This window comes from Sphaerimonospora cavernae (genome assembly GCF_042435035.1).
GTDB classification, from domain to species: Bacteria; Actinomycetota; Actinomycetes; order Streptosporangiales; family Streptosporangiaceae; genus Sphaerimonospora; species Sphaerimonospora cavernae.
Map to the genome: position 1 here is coordinate 124,020 of NZ_JBHMQT010000033.1, position 15,463 is coordinate 139,482.

General features: G+C 69.6%; 17 protein-coding genes. 2 read left to right on the forward strand and 15 right to left on the reverse strand.

The window, feature by feature from the left end; genetic code table 11:
* Positions 1-15 precede the first annotated feature (15 nt).
* Positions 16-915, forward strand: a complete 900-nt coding sequence (locus tag ACFHYQ_RS15575) for a 5'-3' exonuclease (protein WP_394301949.1) — start codon at positions 16-18, stop codon at positions 913-915.
* Between the two features lie 16 nt (positions 916-931).
* Here the strand turns inward: ACFHYQ_RS15575 and ACFHYQ_RS15580 are convergent, their stop codons facing one another.
* From ACFHYQ_RS15580 to ACFHYQ_RS15605, 6 genes are all read right to left on the reverse strand, one after another.
* The gene (locus ACFHYQ_RS15580) at positions 932-3,676 is read right to left on the reverse strand and encodes a DEAD/DEAH box helicase (protein ID WP_394301861.1); all 2,745 of its coding nucleotides are present in this window, start codon (positions 3,674-3,676) and stop codon (positions 932-934) included.
* A 68-nt stretch (positions 3,677-3,744) separates the two neighbouring features.
* Complete coding sequence (gene tatC, locus ACFHYQ_RS15585; protein ID WP_394301862.1) at positions 3,745-4,593, reverse strand: twin-arginine translocase subunit TatC; 849 nt, start codon at positions 4,591-4,593, stop codon at positions 3,745-3,747.
* 57 nt (positions 4,594-4,650) lie between these two features.
* Positions 4,651-4,971 carry a Sec-independent protein translocase subunit TatA gene (tatA, locus tag ACFHYQ_RS15590; protein WP_394301863.1) on the reverse strand — a complete coding sequence of 107 codons (321 nt, stop codon included), beginning with the start codon at positions 4,969-4,971 and terminating at the stop codon, positions 4,651-4,653.
* Between the two features lie 9 nt (positions 4,972-4,980).
* Positions 4,981-5,178 (reverse strand): hypothetical protein, encoded by a 198-nt coding sequence (locus ACFHYQ_RS15595; protein ID WP_394301864.1) that lies wholly within the window; start codon positions 5,176-5,178, stop codon positions 4,981-4,983.
* A gap of 44 nt (positions 5,179-5,222) precedes the next feature.
* A complete protein-coding gene (locus ACFHYQ_RS15600) occupies positions 5,223-6,176 on the reverse strand; it encodes a helix-turn-helix transcriptional regulator (protein WP_394301865.1) in 954 nt (317 codons plus the stop codon).
* Entirely contained in the window at positions 6,173-7,159 is a 987-nt protein-coding gene (locus ACFHYQ_RS15605) for a helix-turn-helix transcriptional regulator (protein ID WP_394301866.1), read from the reverse strand. The genes ACFHYQ_RS15600 and ACFHYQ_RS15605 overlap by 4 nt, the downstream gene beginning before the upstream one ends.
* Before the next feature lie 38 nt (positions 7,160-7,197).
* Between ACFHYQ_RS15605 and ACFHYQ_RS15610 the strand changes: the two genes are divergently transcribed.
* A complete protein-coding gene (locus tag ACFHYQ_RS15610; RefSeq protein ID WP_394301867.1) occupies positions 7,198-8,277 on the forward strand; it encodes a DUF3866 family protein in 1,080 nt (359 codons plus the stop codon).
* Positions 8,278-8,310: 33 nt separating this feature from the next.
* Here the strand turns inward: ACFHYQ_RS15610 and ACFHYQ_RS15615 are convergent, their stop codons facing one another.
* From ACFHYQ_RS15615 to prcB, 9 genes are all read right to left on the reverse strand, one after another.
* A complete protein-coding gene (locus ACFHYQ_RS15615; protein WP_394301868.1) occupies positions 8,311-8,598 on the reverse strand; it encodes a DUF6204 family protein in 288 nt (95 codons plus the stop codon).
* 4 nt (positions 8,599-8,602) lie between these two features.
* Positions 8,603-9,241, reverse strand: a complete 639-nt coding sequence (locus tag ACFHYQ_RS15620) for a TetR/AcrR family transcriptional regulator (protein WP_394301869.1) — start codon at positions 9,239-9,241, stop codon at positions 8,603-8,605.
* Positions 9,242-9,492: 251 nt separating this feature from the next.
* On the reverse strand, positions 9,493-9,771 hold the full coding sequence (locus ACFHYQ_RS15625) for a hypothetical protein (protein WP_394301870.1): 279 nt from the start codon (positions 9,769-9,771) through the stop codon (positions 9,493-9,495).
* 36 nt (positions 9,772-9,807) lie between these two features.
* On the reverse strand, positions 9,808-10,293 hold the full coding sequence (locus tag ACFHYQ_RS15630) for an inorganic diphosphatase (protein ID WP_394301871.1): 486 nt from the start codon (positions 10,291-10,293) through the stop codon (positions 9,808-9,810).
* 94 nt (positions 10,294-10,387) lie between these two features.
* The gene (locus ACFHYQ_RS15635) at positions 10,388-11,377 is read right to left on the reverse strand and encodes an FKBP-type peptidyl-prolyl cis-trans isomerase (protein WP_394301872.1); all 990 of its coding nucleotides are present in this window, start codon (positions 11,375-11,377) and stop codon (positions 10,388-10,390) included.
* Positions 11,378-11,449: 72 nt separating this feature from the next.
* Positions 11,450-12,808 carry a Pup--protein ligase gene (pafA, locus tag ACFHYQ_RS15640; protein ID WP_204017277.1) on the reverse strand — a complete coding sequence of 453 codons (1,359 nt, stop codon included), beginning with the start codon at positions 12,806-12,808 and terminating at the stop codon, positions 11,450-11,452.
* 40 nt (positions 12,809-12,848) lie between these two features.
* Positions 12,849-13,544: a hypothetical protein gene (locus ACFHYQ_RS15645; RefSeq protein ID WP_394301873.1), complete on the reverse strand. Its 696-nt coding sequence runs from the start codon at positions 13,542-13,544 to the stop codon at positions 12,849-12,851.
* Positions 13,545-13,642: 98 nt separating this feature from the next.
* Positions 13,643-14,464, reverse strand: coding sequence for a proteasome subunit alpha (prcA, locus tag ACFHYQ_RS15650; RefSeq protein ID WP_394301950.1), 822 nt, complete (start codon positions 14,462-14,464; stop codon positions 13,643-13,645).
* Positions 14,465-14,493: 29 nt separating this feature from the next.
* Positions 14,494-15,309 (reverse strand): proteasome subunit beta, encoded by an 816-nt coding sequence (gene prcB / locus ACFHYQ_RS15655; protein WP_394301951.1) that lies wholly within the window; start codon positions 15,307-15,309, stop codon positions 14,494-14,496.
* Between the last annotated feature and the right edge of the window lie 154 nt (positions 15,310-15,463).

Genomic DNA, 15,463 nt, shown 5'->3' on the forward strand with positions numbered 1-15,463 from the left:
AATGGGCGGGTGCTGATGCTTCTTGACACCCCGTCGCTCTACTTCCGCGCGTTCTACGGCGTGCCCGAGTCGGTGACCGCTCCGGACGGCATGCCGGTCAACGCGGTGCGGGGGCTCATCGACATGATCGCAACGCTCGTCCGGGACCACTCCCCCACGCGGCTCGCGGCGTGCATGGACGCCGACTGGCGGCCGGCGTTCCGGGTGGCCGCGATCCCGTCGTACAAAGCCCACCGGGTGGCGACCGATGACGGGGCGGAGACCGTGCCCGACGCGCTGACCCCGCAGGTTCCCGTGATCGAGCAGGTCCTGGACGCCGTCGGCATCGCCCGGGTCGGCGTTCCCGGCTACGAGGCCGACGACGTGATCGGCACACTCACGGCCCGGGCGTCGGGCGCGGTGGACATCGTCACCGGTGACCGGGACCTGTTCCAGCTCGTCGACGACGCGAAACCCTGCCGGGCCCTTTACACAGTAAGGGGAATTCGCAACCTTCAGGTGGTCGATGAGGCGTTTGTCCATCAGAAGTACGGAATCCCGGGCCGGGCGTACGCCGACTTCGCCACGCTGCGCGGCGACCCGAGCGACGGCCTGCCCGGCGTGGCCGGGATCGGCGACAAGACGGCGGCCGCCCTGATCACCCGGTTCGGCTCGCTGGCGGCCCTGCTGGCCGCGCTGGACGCGCCCGCGGGCACCACCGAGAGCCTCCCCCGCGGCGCCCGCGGCAAGCTCGCGGCGGCCCGCGACTACCTGGAGGTCGCCCCGGTCGTGGTCGGGGTCGTGCAGGACGCGCCGGTTCCCGAGTTGGACCTGACCCGCCCGGCCAAGCCGCGCGATCCCGAGCGCCTGGTCGCCCTGTCGGAGCGGTGCGGCCTGGACAGCCCGCTGAACCGCCTGCTCGCCGTGCTCAGTTGAGCCGCGCCGGCCGCGCTCAGCTCACCGAGGAGTAGGCGACGACGCCGCGGCGCATGGCCTCGATCGCCTTGGCCGCGGTGTCGCCCACCTTGGCGCCGCGCGGAGAGGCGTCCTTGAGCTGGCCGAGCAGGTCGAGCAGTTGCTTGACCCAGCGCACGAAGTCGCCCGCGGCCAGGTCGCAGTCGGTGAGCACGGCGTCGAGGCTGTGGCCCTTGGCCCAGCGGAAGGCCACCCAGGCGAAACCCAGGTCGGGTTCCCGGATGAACGACAGGCCGTGGTCCCGCTCGATCTCCTCCAGCTCACCCCAGAGCCGGACCATCTCGGCGAGCGCGTCGCGGGCCGCCCCGCCGGGAATCTTCGGGCTGCGCGTGTCGTCCGACTGCCGGGACTCGTACACCAGCGACGACACGCACGCGGCCAACTCGGCCGGGTCGAGCCCCTCCCACACGCCCGCGCGCAGGCACTCGGAGGTGAGCAGGTCCAGCTCGGTGTAGATCTTGGCCAGGCGCCGGCCCTGCTCGGTGACCGTCTCTCCGTCCAGGTAGCCGAGCTGGTCAAGCACCCCGCAGACCCGGTCGAAGGTCCGCGCGATCACGTGGGATCGGCTCTCGACCCGGCGGCGCAGCCCCTCGGTCTCCCGGAGCAGTTTGTGGTAGCGCTCGGCCCACCGGGCGTGATCCTCGCGCTCGTCGCAGCCGTGGCAGGGATGCCGGCGCAGCTCCCGCCGCAGCCGGGCCACCTCCTCGTCCTCCACCGCGTGGTCCCGGGCCCGTTCGGGCTTGCCGAGGTCACGGTCGCCGATCTTGGCGTGCACGGTGGCTACCAGGTCGGCCCGCTCCTTCGGAGAGCGCGCGTTGAAGTTCTTCGGGATCCTGATCTTCTCGATGGGCTCGACCGGCACCGGGAAGTCCGCCGCCGACAGCCGCTTGACCTGCTTGCCGATGGTCAGCACGAGCGGAGAAGGTCCCTCGCCGCGCCCGTTCACCCCGCGCCCGCTCACGCCGCGCGGGTTCACCCCGGGGTCGAGCACCACCGCCAGGCCCGCGCGGCGGCCGCCGGGCACGCGGATGACGTCCCCCGGCCGCAGCACCTCCAGGGACTGTACGGCCTGCGCCCGGCGGGCCGCGCCGCGCTGCCGCGACAGCTCGGCCTCCCGGTCCGACAGCCGCCTGCGCATCGCCGCGTACTCCTGGAAGTCCCCCAGGTGGCAGGTCATCGCCTCCGCATAGCCCTCGAGCGCCTGCTCGGCCTTGCGGAGCTGCCGGGCCAGCCCGACGACCGCCCGGTCGGCCTGGAACTGGGCGAAGGAGTCCTCCAGCAGCGTCCTGGCGCGGTCGCGGCCGACCTGGCCGACGAGGTTGACGGCCATGTTGTACGACGGCTGGAAGCTGGAGCGCAGCGGGTAGGTCCGGGTGCCGGCGAGACCGGCGACGCTGAGCGGATCCATGCCCGGCTGCCAGATCACCACGGCGTGGCCCTCGACGTCGATGCCACGCCGCCCGGCCCGGCCGGTGAGCTGGGTGTACTCCCCCGGCGTGAGATCGGCGTGGGTCTCGCCGTTCCACTTGTCGAGCTTCTCGATCACCACGGACCTGGCCGGCATGTTGATGCCGAGCGCCAGCGTCTCGGTGGCGAACACGGCCTTGACCAGGCCCCTGGTGAACAGCTCCTCCACGACCTCCTTGAAGGCCGGGAGCATGCCCGCGTGATGGGCCGCCAGGCCGCGCTCCAGGCAGTCACGCCACTCCAGATAGCCCAGCACGGCGAGGTCCTCGTCGGGCAGGTGCGCGGTGCGCTCGTCGACGACGTGGCGGATCTCCATCCGCTCCCGATCCGTGGTCAGGCGCAGCCCGGCGTAGTTGCACTGCATCACGGCGGCGTCGCAGCCCGCCCGGGAGAAGATGAAGGTGATCGCGGGCAGCAACCCTTCCGCGTCGAGCTTCTCGATCACGTCCGCGCGATTGGAGGTGTTCACCCGCCCCGGCCTCGAGTAGCCCCGCCTGCCTCGCGTCTGCGCCAGACGGGCCTCGTCCCGGGTGATCCGCATCAGCGCCGGGTTGACCCGCTGGCTGTCGTCGCCCTCGTAGACGAACAGGTCGTACATCCGCTTGCCGACCAGCATGTGCTGCCACAGCGGCACCGGCCGGTGCTCGTCGACGATCACGGTGGTGTCGCCGCGGACCTCGCCGAGCCACTCGCCGAACTCCTCGGCGTTGCTGACCGTCGCGGACAGGGCGACCACGCGGACCGACTCGGGCAGGTGGATGATCACCTCTTCCCAGACCGCCCCCCGGAACCGGTCGGCGAGGTAGTGCACCTCGTCCATCACGACGTAGGCGAGCCCGGCCAACGTGGGCGAGCCCGCGTACAGCATGTTGCGCAGCACCTCGGTGGTCATGACCACGATCGGCGCCTCGCCGTTGACGCTGTTGTCCCCGGTCAGCAGGCCCACCTTGGCGGCGCCGTACCGGCGGACCAGGTCGTTGTACTTCTGGTTGGACAGCGCCTTGATGGGAGTGGTGTAGAAGCACTTGCTGCCGCGCTGGACGGCGAGGTGGACGGCGAACTCCCCGACGACGGTCTTGCCCGACCCGGTCGGCGCCGCCACCAGCACACCGTCGCCCGCCTCGAGCGCCCGGCAGGCGTCGAGCTGGAACTCGTCGAGCTCGAAGTCGTACAGGCCACGGAACGAGGTGAGGGCGGGCCCGGATTCGGCCTGCTGTTGACGGAATGCGGCGTAGCGTTCCGCAGGCGTACTCATACCGCCAACCCTACCGATAACCGGATTCCGGGCCGTCCCGTCTGGCGGAAAGCTCCTCGTTCAGATCCTTAGGGCTCGGGGTCGGAGGTCGTGACCGGGCCGTCGAGCTCCTCCTCGATCGCGCGGGCATGCGCCGCGTCGGCGGCCTCGCGTTTCCTGTCGCGGAAGAACATGATCGCCTGCGCGACGTAGAACAGCCCGACCATCGGCAGGGCCAGCATCAGCATGCTGATCGGGTCCTGGCTGGGCGTGGCCACCGCCGAGAAGACGAACAGCAGGAAGACGACCATCCGCTGGTGCTTGGCCACGGTGGCGAAGCGCAGCACACCGACCACGTTCAGGAACACCATCAGCAGCGGCATCAGGAACGAGACCCCGAAGATCGCCAGCATACCGAGCGTGAAGTTCAGGTAGTCGTTGATGGTGAGGAGGTTCAGCGTGTCCTCGGGGGCGAAGCCGAGGAGCAGCCCCAGTCCCTTGTCCATGATGAAGTAGGCCAGCGCCGCCCCGGCGGTGAACAGCGGCACGGCCAGTCCGAGGAACGCCACGGTGTAGCGCCGCTCGTTCCGGTACAGCCCTGGGGTGACGAACGCCCACAGCTGGTACAGCCAGAACCCGGCCGACACCACCAGGCCGAACATCAGCGCGACCTTGAGGTTCACGAAGAACGAGTCGAACACCCCGTTGACGAACAGCAGACACTTGTCCTTGTCCAGCTGGTGGGCCTGGGGGAGCCGACAGTACGGCTGCTTCAGGAACTTCCAGATGGGTTCGAAGAAGACGAACCCGAGGACGGTGCCCGCCACCACGGCCAGGATGGCCTTGATCAACCGGTTGCGGAGCTCGCGGATGTGCTCCATCAGAGTCATCCGCCCGTCATCCGAGACGGCGGGAGTCGATCGCTTCAGCAGAGCCATCACGCTAGTCCTATGTCAAGAGACGGGTGGGAGGCCGGCGAAACGCGGTGGCAGGTCTCAGCCGGGGTTCCGCTCGTTCTGCGCCTGCGCGCTGACCGGAGCCTGCGACTCCTTGAGCCGCCGGTTCTCCTCCTCGAGCGAGCGCAACCGCTCCTCGACGGACGGGCCCGCGGGCGGGAGCTGCGCGGCCGCGACGGGCTCCGCCTTCGCCCGCACGACGTCGTCGGAGTCCTCGTCGCTGAGCTTGCCGGTCTCCTTCTTGAACATGCGCAGCGACTGCCCCAGCGCCTTGGCGGTGTCGGGCAGCTTCTTCGCGCCGAACAGGAGGACCAGAACCAGAAGGATCAGAATCAATTCCGTGGGTCCAAGACTGCCCATGACATCTCCTTAAAGCGAAGGTCGTGCCGTCCCCCCCGATCGTACGCGCAACCCGGGCGGTTCGTCCCCCTCCCGCGGCAGCATGCGCCGTGCCCGGTCCAACTCCGAGCCGAGGCCACGCGCCGCGGCGACCATCCGTACGGCCAAGACCGCCAGGATGGCGAGCCCGGCGACCGCCAGACCGCTTCCGGCGAAGATCCACGTCATGCCCGCCATGCTAATTGGATGCTATCGGGACGTGATGGGGGCGGTCAGCCGGCCGACGCGTAGTTGGCCAGCGCCGCCTCGGCGGTGGCCGCGACCTGGTCGGCCAGAGACGCGGGAGACACCACGCGCCCGCTCTCACCGAGCCGCAGCGCGAGCCGTACGACCCAGGACTGGTCGCGGGCGCGGAGCGTCACCCGCAGGCGGCCCTCGCCCAGCTCGGCGACCTCCTCACACGGGTAGTACTCGGCGACCCAGCGGCCGGCCGGACTGAGCTCCAGCTCGACGAGTTCGTCGCGGTCGGAGGGCCGGAAGACGCCCTCGGCGACGTCCATCGGCTCGGCCTCGGCCGGTGGATCGGCCGGCACGTCCAGGACCTCGACGTCGATGATCCGGTCGATGCGGAACATCCGCATCGCCTCGGCGCGGTAGCACCAGCCCTCCAGGTAGTGCCGCCCGTCCACCAGCACCACGCGCAGCGGGTCGACCTCGCGCGGGGTGATCTCGTCGCGCCCCGGCACGTAGTAGCGCAGGGACAGCCGCCGGCCGCGCCGGGCCGCGTCCGTGATCACCGCGTGGGCGTCGGGCGCCGCACCGAGTTCCACATGCACCTGGCTGCTGACCGTGGCCGCGCCCTCGCCCGCCGCCTGCTCCAGCTTGGCGATCACCCGGCCCAGCACGTCGCGGCCCTGGAACTCCGGCAGTTCGTCGAGCATCCGCAGCGCCACCAGCAGCGCGCTCGCCTCGTCCACGCCCAGCTTCAGCGGGCGGGCGATCGTGTCGGCGTTGTCGATGAGGATCTCGCCGCCGTCCCACGACACGTCGATCAGGTCGCCCGGGGTGTGCCCCGGCAGACCGCACATCCAGACGAGCTGCAGGTCGTCGATGAGCTGCTTCTCCGACAGGCCGAACAGCCGCGCCACCTCGGGGACCTGCGCCCCCGGGTGCGACATCAGGTACGGCACGAGCGCCAGCAGCCGCGGCAGCCGGTCGGAACTCATCGCAGTGCCTCCTTCCCCTGGGCCTCCTTCAACTGGGCCTCCTTCAACTGGGCCCCCTTCAGCCGGCGGATCACGGCCTCCCGCGCGTCCGGTGGATCGACGACCTTCGCGTGCGGGCCCAGGCTGGCGATCCAGCCCGCCAGCCGCTCGGGTTCGGCGAACATCACCTCGGCCTCGTCCCACCCGTCGGACCCGGTCCGTACGGCTCGGGCGAGGTGCCGCAGGCCCAGGCAGGTGCCCTGCCGTACCAGGACCAGCGCGACCCGCTCGACCGGCCGCTCCTGGTAGCCGACCATCGCCCGCAGATCCACGCCCTCGGGCACGGTGAACGCTCCGGGACGGCCGACCGTCGCGACGCGGCCGGCGATCCGGCTCAGCCGGAAGACCCGGGAGGCGTCCCGGTCGCGGTCGTGTCCCACGACGTACCACCTCCCGTAGCGGCTCACCACACCCCAGGGTTCGACGACCCGGGTGAGCACGGCCTCGCTGCCGGCCGAGCGGTAGTCGAAGGTCACCACCCGCCGGTCGCGCACCGCCTCCCACAGCGTGGGGAAGGCCGGGTCGCGGGTGTGCAGCCGCAGCTCCAACGGGGTTTCCGCGAGGTCGGTGCGCACTCCCCCGGCCCGGAGCTTGAGCAGCGCCCCGCCGGCCGCGTCGGCGAGGCTGGCCCGCTGCCAGACCTGGGCGGCCAGGCCGAGCACGGCGGCCTCGTCCGGCTCCAGGGTGATCTCGGGCAGCTCGTAGGCCTCACGCGGGATCCGATAGCCGGGATCGTCCTCCCACGGGTCCTTGTGCACCTCGAGTGGGATGCCGATCTCGCGCAGCTCGTTCTTGTCGCGCTCGAACATGCGCTGGAAGGCCTCGTCGTTGTCCGGGTCGTAGCCCGGGACGGCATGCCTGATCTGCTCCGCGCTCAGCGGCCGGTGCGTGGCGAGCAGGCAGATCACCAGGTTGAGCAGCCGCTCGGTCTTCCGCCGTGACATAAGGCCTCCTTTCCCAGGCAGAACGCTACCCTTTCCTGGTGATCCGATGGCGCAAAGGCGAGGTGACGGGGGTCCGGCGCGAGTGGCCGGGGGCGGTGGAACTGGAGGTCGCCACCGAGGACGGCCGCTGCCGGGCGCTGGCCTATCCCGCGCTGGTGGGCCGGCCCGAGACCGGCGACGTCGTGCTGCTCAACACGACCGCACTCGCCATGGGCCTCGGCACGGGAGGGTACGCCATGGTGGTCGCGGTGCCCGACCGGTTGCCGGCCGATCCCGCCGGTCCCGGCCATCTGGTCAAGGCGCGCTACACGCCGCTGCAGGCGACCGTGGCGGGCGCGGACGAACAGGGCTCGCCGTACCACGAGGCGCTCCGGGAGGCGGACTCGGTCGACGGCATGCCGGTCGTGATCGCCGATCTGCACTCGGCGCTGCCCGCGATCCTGTGCGGCCTCTATTCGCATGCGGGCGATGGCGACCGGCCCCGGGTGGCGTACGTGATGCAGGACGGCGGGGCGCTCCCCGCGTGGTTCTCGATGTCGTGCGCCGAGCTGAGGGCGCGCGAATGGCTGTGCGGGGTGATCACCGTCGGGCAGGCGTTCGGCGGCGACCTGGAGGCGGTCACCCTGCACACCGGGCTGCTCGCCGCCCGCCACGTGCTCCACGCCGACGTGGCCGTGGTGGCGCAGGGCCCGGGCAACCTCGGCACCGGCACCCGCTGGGGCTTCTCCGGCGTGTGCGCAGGAGAAGCGGTGAACGCCGCCGCCGTGCTGTCCGGACGGCCGGTGGCCGCCCTTCGGATCAGCGAGGGCGACCGGCGCGACCGCCACATAGGGGTGTCACATCACTCGCTCACCGCCTACGGACGCGTGGCGCTGGCCCCGGCCCGGGTCGTGCTGCCCGAGCTGCCGGGTGAGCTGGGCGATCGGGTGCGCGAGCAGGCCGCGCCGCTGGCCGCGCGCCACGAGCTCGTCACCGTGCCCGTCGACGGGCTGCTCGACGCGCTCAAGGCCGCACCGGTCCGGCTGTCCACGATGGGCCGCGGCCTGGAGGAGGACACCGCCTACTTCCTGGCCTCGGCAGCCGCCGGCCACCACGCCGCCGACCTGCTCGCCTCGTAACAGCTGTCGATCAAGCCGCGTGCGCTTCGAACTTCATCGCCGACGACGCACCTTAATCTCACGCATGTCCGTGACCGCGACCTTCAGGATCTCGTACAGGTGCCCATGCGAGTCAAGGGCGACCATGGCGTGCAGAACGGCGTCGTCCTCGCCGTCATCGGGCCCGGCCGGCGCCTGGCAGCGAAAGGTGAAAACCGACATGCTCTGGTCGTGGGTGAACATTCCGGTCTCCGTGTACGCGGCCCCGCTCGCCGCCAGCACGGCGGCCCGGCCGATGTCGTCGAGCCCCTTGAACTTGCCTCTGATCGTCACTCTGAACACGCGCTCATCCCTCACGCACGGCATATCCGAGAACCTGCTCGCCCAGCAGCCCCTCCACGACGTCCAGCAATTCCAGCACGGCGGTGGCGATCACGTCGGGACACTCTCCTGCTGTGATCCGCCTACCGATCTCGGCGTAGACCAGCGCGTGCAGGCACCCGATGTGCCAGGCGACCGCGCGCGGCAGCGGGTCGTCCAGTGCGGCACCGGTCTCCTCGGCCAGTACAACGGCCAGCGCGTCGGTCATCTGGCGGCCGAGGTCCTCCAGCCGCGCGGACAGCGTGGGAGCGGCCCGCATCATCTCGAGTACGCGCCCGAACCCGGCGCTCAGGCCTACCCGGCGCTCCCGGCCACGTATCTCCTCGCGCAGCCAGGCCAGCACTGCGCCCGCCGCCGAATCGCCCGGACAGCGCTGCCGCACGACATCGGCCAGCCGCCACGGAGAGGCATCCTCTGGCGGCAGGACGAGGTCCTCCTTGGCTTCAAAGTAGTTGTAGACGGTGTTCACCGACACCTCGGCAACGGCAGCGATCTCGGTGACTGTGACATTGTCGAAGCCACGCTCGACGAACAGGCCGATGGCCACTTCAGAGATGCGCTGCCGCATCTGCCGCTTCTTACGCTCCCGCAGCCCCTCTCCCATAGGTGGACCCTACTCCTAATTTTAAGCGGACTACAATTTTGTAGTGGAGTGCTCTTTTCCCTGCGGCATGTCCTCAACCGCCGGCCACGCCCAGGGCAGGGAGCTACACGATGTGGTCCGGGCGGTCCAGCAGTTGACGCAGTCGGGTCACACTGGTGCTGCAGTTGGCCATGCACCTGACCCTTCGCCTCTGCGATAAAGATCGACGGGAAACTCTCTAGCATGTTGGGTTTACGCCAGGTCAGGAAGTTTTATGCCAGGTCAGGGAGTAGCGGCGGAGCACGTGTCGGCGATAGCGCATTCCGGGCAGCAGCCGCCGTGCCGCGGATCGCACCTGCCCCGCGGGTCGGCCACCAGCATGCCTCGGGGCCACTGGCGCGACGCAGCACTTTCGCGATCCGTACGATCGGGGCGACCGCGATCGTCGCCGCCCACTCCGCCGGGGTCGTCTCGTGGGCCAGGCCGACCACCACCAGCGTGCCGCCGGGGCGCAGCAGTTCGCGCACCCCGTCGCGGTCATCGACTTCCACAGGCGGAGTCTAGGTCGTGTCCCACGGGATCACGCGCTACGAGATCGAGGTGAACCGGCTCAGCGCGTCGTCTATCACGGTTTCCGCGTTCGGCCGAGGCTCCCATCCCCGGGTGTCGGCGCTCTTGCCGGGTTCGAGGGCCTTGTAGACCTCGAAGAAGTGGCCGATCTCGTTCAGCACGTGCGGCTGGACATCGGTGATGTCCCGGATATGGGCGAAGCGGTCATCCGTGGCGGGCACGCACAGAATCTTCGCGTCGGGACCCTTCTCGTCGTGCATCCAGAAGACGCCGACCGGTCGTACGGCGATCACGCAGCCGGGGAAGGTCGGCAGCTCGCCCAGCGCCATCGCGTCCAGCGGGTCGTCGTCTTCGGCCAGGGTGCGCGGCAGGAAACCGTAGTCATAGGGATAGGCCGTCGCGGTGAACAGCAGCCGGTCCAGGCGGATCCGCTGCCGTCCGGGATCCATCTCGTACTTGTTGCGTGATCCCCGCGGCGTCTCCACCACCATGTCAAAGCGCACGACACCCCTCCTTCAACGGAGCAAGGCCATCGTCGCCATCGTATGACCACCGCCGCCGGGACGCCCGGCGGCGGTCTTCCGCGCCTCAGAGGAGTCAGGCCGCGCCGAGGACGTCGACGACGAAGACCAGGGTGTCGGTGCCCTTGATCCCGGCGTCCTTGTTGCCGTCCTTGCCGTACCCGAGGTCCGGCGGGATCGTGAGCAGCACGCGGCTGCCGACCGGGACCCCGGCGAGGCCCTGGGACCATCCCTTCACGACCTGGTCGAGGGAGAACGACGCGGGCTCGCCGCGCTTCCAACTGGAGTCGAACTCCTTGTCGCTGCCCCAGATCTTGCCGACATAGTGGGCCATGATCGTCTGACCGGCCTCGACCTTGGGCCCGGTGCCCTCGATCACCGTCTTGACGACGAGCTTGTCGGACGGCTTGGCGTCGGTCTTGGTGGTCAGCGTGGGCGCCTTGTCCCCATCCGGGTTCTCCACCTTGACGCCCTTGACGCCGGGGTCGACGGCGGCGCCCTCCACGGACTTCCGCACCGCCGACTCCACGTCGATCACCATCACCTGGTTGGTGGTGTCGAAGTCGACCCCCTGCTGCTTGGCCTCCTCGACCTGCTGGGGTGGCAGGACGTCCTTGGCGATGACCGCCAGCGTCCGGCTGCCCGGCTTCGCGCCGACCAGGGCCTCGTGCAGCGGCTTGGGCAGTTGCGGGCTGACGCTGACGAACTCCGCCCTGCCCTGGTCGTAGGCCGAGCCCGCCGACTTGTTCTCCTTGCCGTCCCAGGTGTAGACGGTGACACTCGCGGCGAGCACGTCCCCGTCCTTGGCCGGCGTGCCTTCACCCTCGATGATCCTGCGGGAGACCGAGGTCAGAGCGGGATTTCCGGCCGGGAAGGTGACGTCGGGCTTCTTGCCGACGCTCCCCTCGACCTTGATGCCGTCGGCGGAGGCCACCGGCCCCGACGGCGCCGCGGCGGCACTGGCGGAGGGGCTCTCACCGGCGGTGGTCCGCTGGGCGGTGCCGCAGGCCGCGGCGAGCATCAAGGGTATGACGGTGGCGGCGGCGATTGCCGTACGGCGGCGCATGTGAGATTCCTCGGGACGACAAGTGGGTCCGGGAAACACTACCCGAACCCACCGTCTGCACGAGATAAAGGATCACATTCCGGCGATCAGCTTCTCCACTCGCTCGTCCACGCTGCGGAACGGATCCTTGCACAGCACCGTGCGCTGGGCCTGGTCGTTCAGCTTCAGGTGGACCCAGTCGACGGTGAAGTCGCGCCGTTTCTCCTGCGCCTTGCGGATGAACTCTCCGCGCAGCTTGGCTCTCGTGGTCTGCGGCGGAACCGACTTCGCCTCGAAGATCTTGACGTCGCTCGCCACCCGCTCGACCGCCCCGCGCTTCTGCAGGAGGTAGAACAGACCTCGCTTGCGGTGCACGTCGTGGTAGGCCAGATCGAGCTGCGCGACGCGGGGGGACGACAGCGGCAGATCGTACTTCTGTCTGTAACGTTCAATCATCTGGTACTTGGTGACCCAGTCGATCTCCCGCGAGACGAGGTCGAGGTCGCCCGTCTCCACCGCCCTGAGCGTGCGCTCCCACAGCTCCAGGACCCGCTTGCTGATCTCGTCGCCGCCGCGTCGCTCGACGAAGTCGGCGGCCTTGGTGAGGTACTCCTGCTGGATCTCCAGTGACGAGGCCTCCCGTCCGTTGGCCAGGCGGACCCGTCGCCGGCCGGTCATGTCGTGGGAGACCTCCCGGATGGCCCTGATCGGGTTCTCCAGGGACAGGTCACGCATCACGACGCCGGCCTCGATCATGCGCAGCACCAGATCGGTCGCGCCGACCTTGAGCAGCATGGTGCTCTCGCTCATGTTCGAGTCGCCGACGATCACGTGGAGCCGGCGGAACCGCTCGGCGTCGGCGTGCGGCTCATCCCTCGTGTTGATGATCGGCCGCGATCGGGTGGTCGCCGAGGAGACCCCCTCCCAGATGTGCTCGGCCCGCTGCGACACGCAGTAGACCGCGCCGCGCGGGGTCTGCAGAACCTTTCCGGCGCCGCAGATGATCTGCCGGGTCACCAGGTACGGGATGAGGACGTCGGCCAGCCGGCCGAACTCCCCGTGCCGTCCGACCAGGTAGTTCTCATGGCAACCATAGGAGTTGCCCGCCGAGTCGGTGTTGTTCTTGAACAGGTAGATGTCCCCTGCGATGCCCTCCTCGCGGAGCCGCTTCTCCGCGTCCACGAGGAGTCCTTCGAGGATGCGCTCACCCGCCTTGTCGTGGGTGACCAACTCCACGACGTTGTCGCACTCCGGGGTGGCGTACTCCGGATGGCTTCCCACGTCGAGGTAGAGGCGCGCACCGTTGCGCAGGAAGACGTTGCTCGATCGGCCCCAGGACACCACTCGCCGGAACAGGTACCGCGCCACCTCGTCCGGTGACAGCCTCCGCTGCCCACGGAACGTGCAGGTGACGCCGTACTCGTTCTCCAGCCCGAAGATGCGTCTGTCCATCACCTAACCCTATTCCCCGTTTCGGGGAATCGAACAGGGATCAGGCCGCGTAGATCTGCACGACCTCGACGATCTGGCGGTTCTTCACCGTGATCAGCGCGTACAAGCCGCCCTTGTCGGTCAGCGAGACCAGCCTGTCCCGCGAGCAGCGCTGGGTGCCCAGGTAGTTTCCGTCGATCGTCTGATCCTTCCCGTCGCAGCCGACGGCGCTCAGGAAGACGACGTCCTTGGCGATCGGCGCGGCGAAGGCCGTCACGTCGCCCTTGGGCGGGCCCTCGAAGTGGCCGGTCGTCGAACCGCCGTACTCCCGCACGAAGCGCACGGGAACGTACTCGGCCACGTTCGCGTCCTGCATCGCCCGCATCTCCCCGCGTACGATGCCGTCCCGGCTCGGACTGATGCCCTTGGTGAAGTCGTGCCCCGGATCGGACTGGATGACCTCCCCGTGGATCGGCGGGGTCTTGACCGAGATCGGCGGCCGCTCATCGTCCTCCGTCGGTTGGGCGACCGGTCCGGGGCTCGCCGAGCCCTCCGGCGCCGGCGTCCCCTCGGTCGGCGTCTCCGCGGACGGCTCGGCTGACGGCTCGGCGGGCTGCTCCGACGGCGTCGCGGTCACCGTCACCGTCACGGTGGGCGCGGGGGAGCCGTCGGCGCCGGAACAGGCGGCCAGGGAGAGGAGGGTGACGGCGGCCGCGGCCGGGACCGCCACCCGCCGGAAGAGGTCAAATGTCGTCATAACCGGATGAGACTAGCGAACTCTCAATCTGGTTGTGACCATGAGTATGACCTCGATCACGACTCCGTACGATCCGACGGCCCCGGCCTGCCTCCCGGCTACTCCGGCGAGCCGGCGTCGACGTCGCCCTCCGGCGCGGTGGGCGGCGGAGCCTCGCCGCCCGCGGGAGCCGTACCCCCATCCGCGGTTCCCTGGCTCTCGGCCCCCTCTGGGGCCTCAGGCGGCCCGGCGGATGCCTCGGCCTCGGCCAGCAGACGCTCCAGACGTGCGCCGGTGAGCCGGAGGAACTTGCGATGCTCCCGGCTCCGGTCCAGGACCGCCACCTCCAACTGGGTGGCCGGCGGCCGGTCGCCACCCGGCTCGGTCAGCGCTGCCAGGGCCGCGTCGAGGGCGCGCGGCAGCGGCAGCCCGTCCTGGTAGCGTTCCTTGAGCCGCCCGGCCACCGCGTCGGACTGACCGCCGATGACGGCCATGCCCTGCTCGTCGAAGACCGAGCCGTCGAAGGTGAGCCGGTAGATCTGATCGTCGGCAGGGGCCTCCCCGACCTCGGCCACGACGATCTCCACCTCAAGCGACTTGATCGACTCAGTGAAGATCATCCCAAGCTGCTGGGCGTAGAGGTTGGCGAGCCCCCTGCCGGTCACGTCGCCGCGGTTGAACGTGTATCCGTTGATGTCGGCGTAGCGGATGCCGGCCAGGCGGAGCGACTCGAACTCGTTGTACCGCCCGACCGCGGCGAAACCGATCCGGTCATAGATCTCGCTGATCTTGTGGAGGGCCTTGGAGGGGTTGGGCGCCACGAACAGGATGCCGTCCGCATACTGCATGACGACCACGCTGCGGCCACGCGCGATGCCCTTACGCGCATACTCCGCCCTGTCCCGCATGATCTGCTCGGGTGAGGCATATCCAAAGGGCATGGACACCGGGGGTGTTCCTCTCTCTATCGTCAGCGCAGCGGCGCGGTCGGGCCTTCCGGTTCGGTCATCCGCCCCTCCAGCATCGACTGGACGAGCTCGGCGACCTCCTCGTCCGGCAGGCGGCGGAAGCCGTCCTCAGTGATCACGGCGACCACCGGCCAGATCTTCCTCGTGACGTCGGGCCCGCCGGTCGCCGAGTCGTCGTCGGCCGCGTCGTAGAGCGCGTGCAGGCACGCCAGCACCGCGTCCCGAGGGGTGGAGCCGGGCCGGTACAGCTTCTTCAGCGAGCCCCGGGCGAAGATCGAGCCCGAGCCGATCGAGTGGTGATCATGCTGTTCGTACGGCCCGCCGCCCACGTCGTAGCTGAAGATGCGGCCCTTGCCCGCGTTCGGGTCGTACGCCGCGAACAGCGGGACGACCGCCAGGCCCTGCATGGCCATGCCCAGATTGCCACGGATCATGGTGGCCAGGCGCTGGGCCTTGCCCTCGGTGGACAGCGACCTGCCCTCCGTCTTCTCGTAGTGCTCCAGCTCGACCCGGAAGAGTCGGGCCACCTCCAGACCCATGCTCGCGGTGCCCGCGATGCCCATACAGGAATAGTCGTCGGTGCGGAAGACCTTCTCGATGTCCCGCTGCGAGATGATGTTTCCGGAGGTCGCGCGCCTGTCACCTGCCATGACGACTCCGCCCGCGCAGGTCACGGCGACGATCGTGGTCGCGTGCGGGATCTGGTCGCCCACCGGGGCCGCCAGTGCCTGCTCCCGGGTGGGCAGCAGATTCGGGGCGTACGCCCCGAGGAACTCGGTGAACGACGACGACCCCGTGTTAGTGAAGAGGTGGTTCATCCAGGCCTGCTGAGATGCCACGCGACTCCCTCCAAGATTGCGTTGTTACGCCCGACCCTACTCATGTCTCCCCACTCGTTGCACTCTTCCCGATCAGCTCAGTGCGAACCGGAGCCCGCGCCGTACGGTTTCCACCTGTTCGGGCCGGGGGACG

Coding starts and splice junctions, on each gene's coding strand:
- prcA (WP_394301950.1), bottom strand. CDS start 14,464: ATGCCCTTTGGATATGCCTCACCCGAGCAGATCATGCGGGACAGGGCG.
- ACFHYQ_RS15605 (WP_394301866.1), bottom strand. CDS start 7,159: ATGTCACGGCGGAAGACCGAGCGGCTGCTCAACCTGGTGATCTGCCTG.
- ACFHYQ_RS15620 (WP_394301869.1), bottom strand. CDS start 9,241: ATGGGAGAGGGGCTGCGGGAGCGTAAGAAGCGGCAGATGCGGCAGCGC.
- ACFHYQ_RS15595 (WP_394301864.1), bottom strand. CDS start 5,178: ATGACGTGGATCTTCGCCGGAAGCGGTCTGGCGGTCGCCGGGCTCGCC.
- ACFHYQ_RS15575 (WP_394301949.1), top strand. CDS start 16: ATGCTTCTTGACACCCCGTCGCTCTACTTCCGCGCGTTCTACGGCGTG.
- ACFHYQ_RS15600 (WP_394301865.1), bottom strand. CDS start 6,176: ATGAGTTCCGACCGGCTGCCGCGGCTGCTGGCGCTCGTGCCGTACCTG.
- ACFHYQ_RS15635 (WP_394301872.1), bottom strand. CDS start 11,377: ATGCGCCGCCGTACGGCAATCGCCGCCGCCACCGTCATACCCTTGATG.
- prcB (WP_394301951.1), bottom strand. CDS start 15,309: ATGAACCACCTCTTCACTAACACGGGGTCGTCGTCGTTCACCGAGTTC.
- ACFHYQ_RS15645 (WP_394301873.1), bottom strand. CDS start 13,544: ATGACGACATTTGACCTCTTCCGGCGGGTGGCGGTCCCGGCCGCGGCC.
- tatA (WP_394301863.1), bottom strand. CDS start 4,971: ATGGGCAGTCTTGGACCCACGGAATTGATTCTGATCCTTCTGGTTCTG.
- tatC (WP_394301862.1), bottom strand. CDS start 4,593: ATGGCTCTGCTGAAGCGATCGACTCCCGCCGTCTCGGATGACGGGCGG.
- pafA (WP_204017277.1), bottom strand. CDS start 12,808: ATGGACAGACGCATCTTCGGGCTGGAGAACGAGTACGGCGTCACCTGC.
- ACFHYQ_RS15580 (WP_394301861.1), bottom strand. CDS start 3,676: ATGAGTACGCCTGCGGAACGCTACGCCGCATTCCGTCAACAGCAGGCC.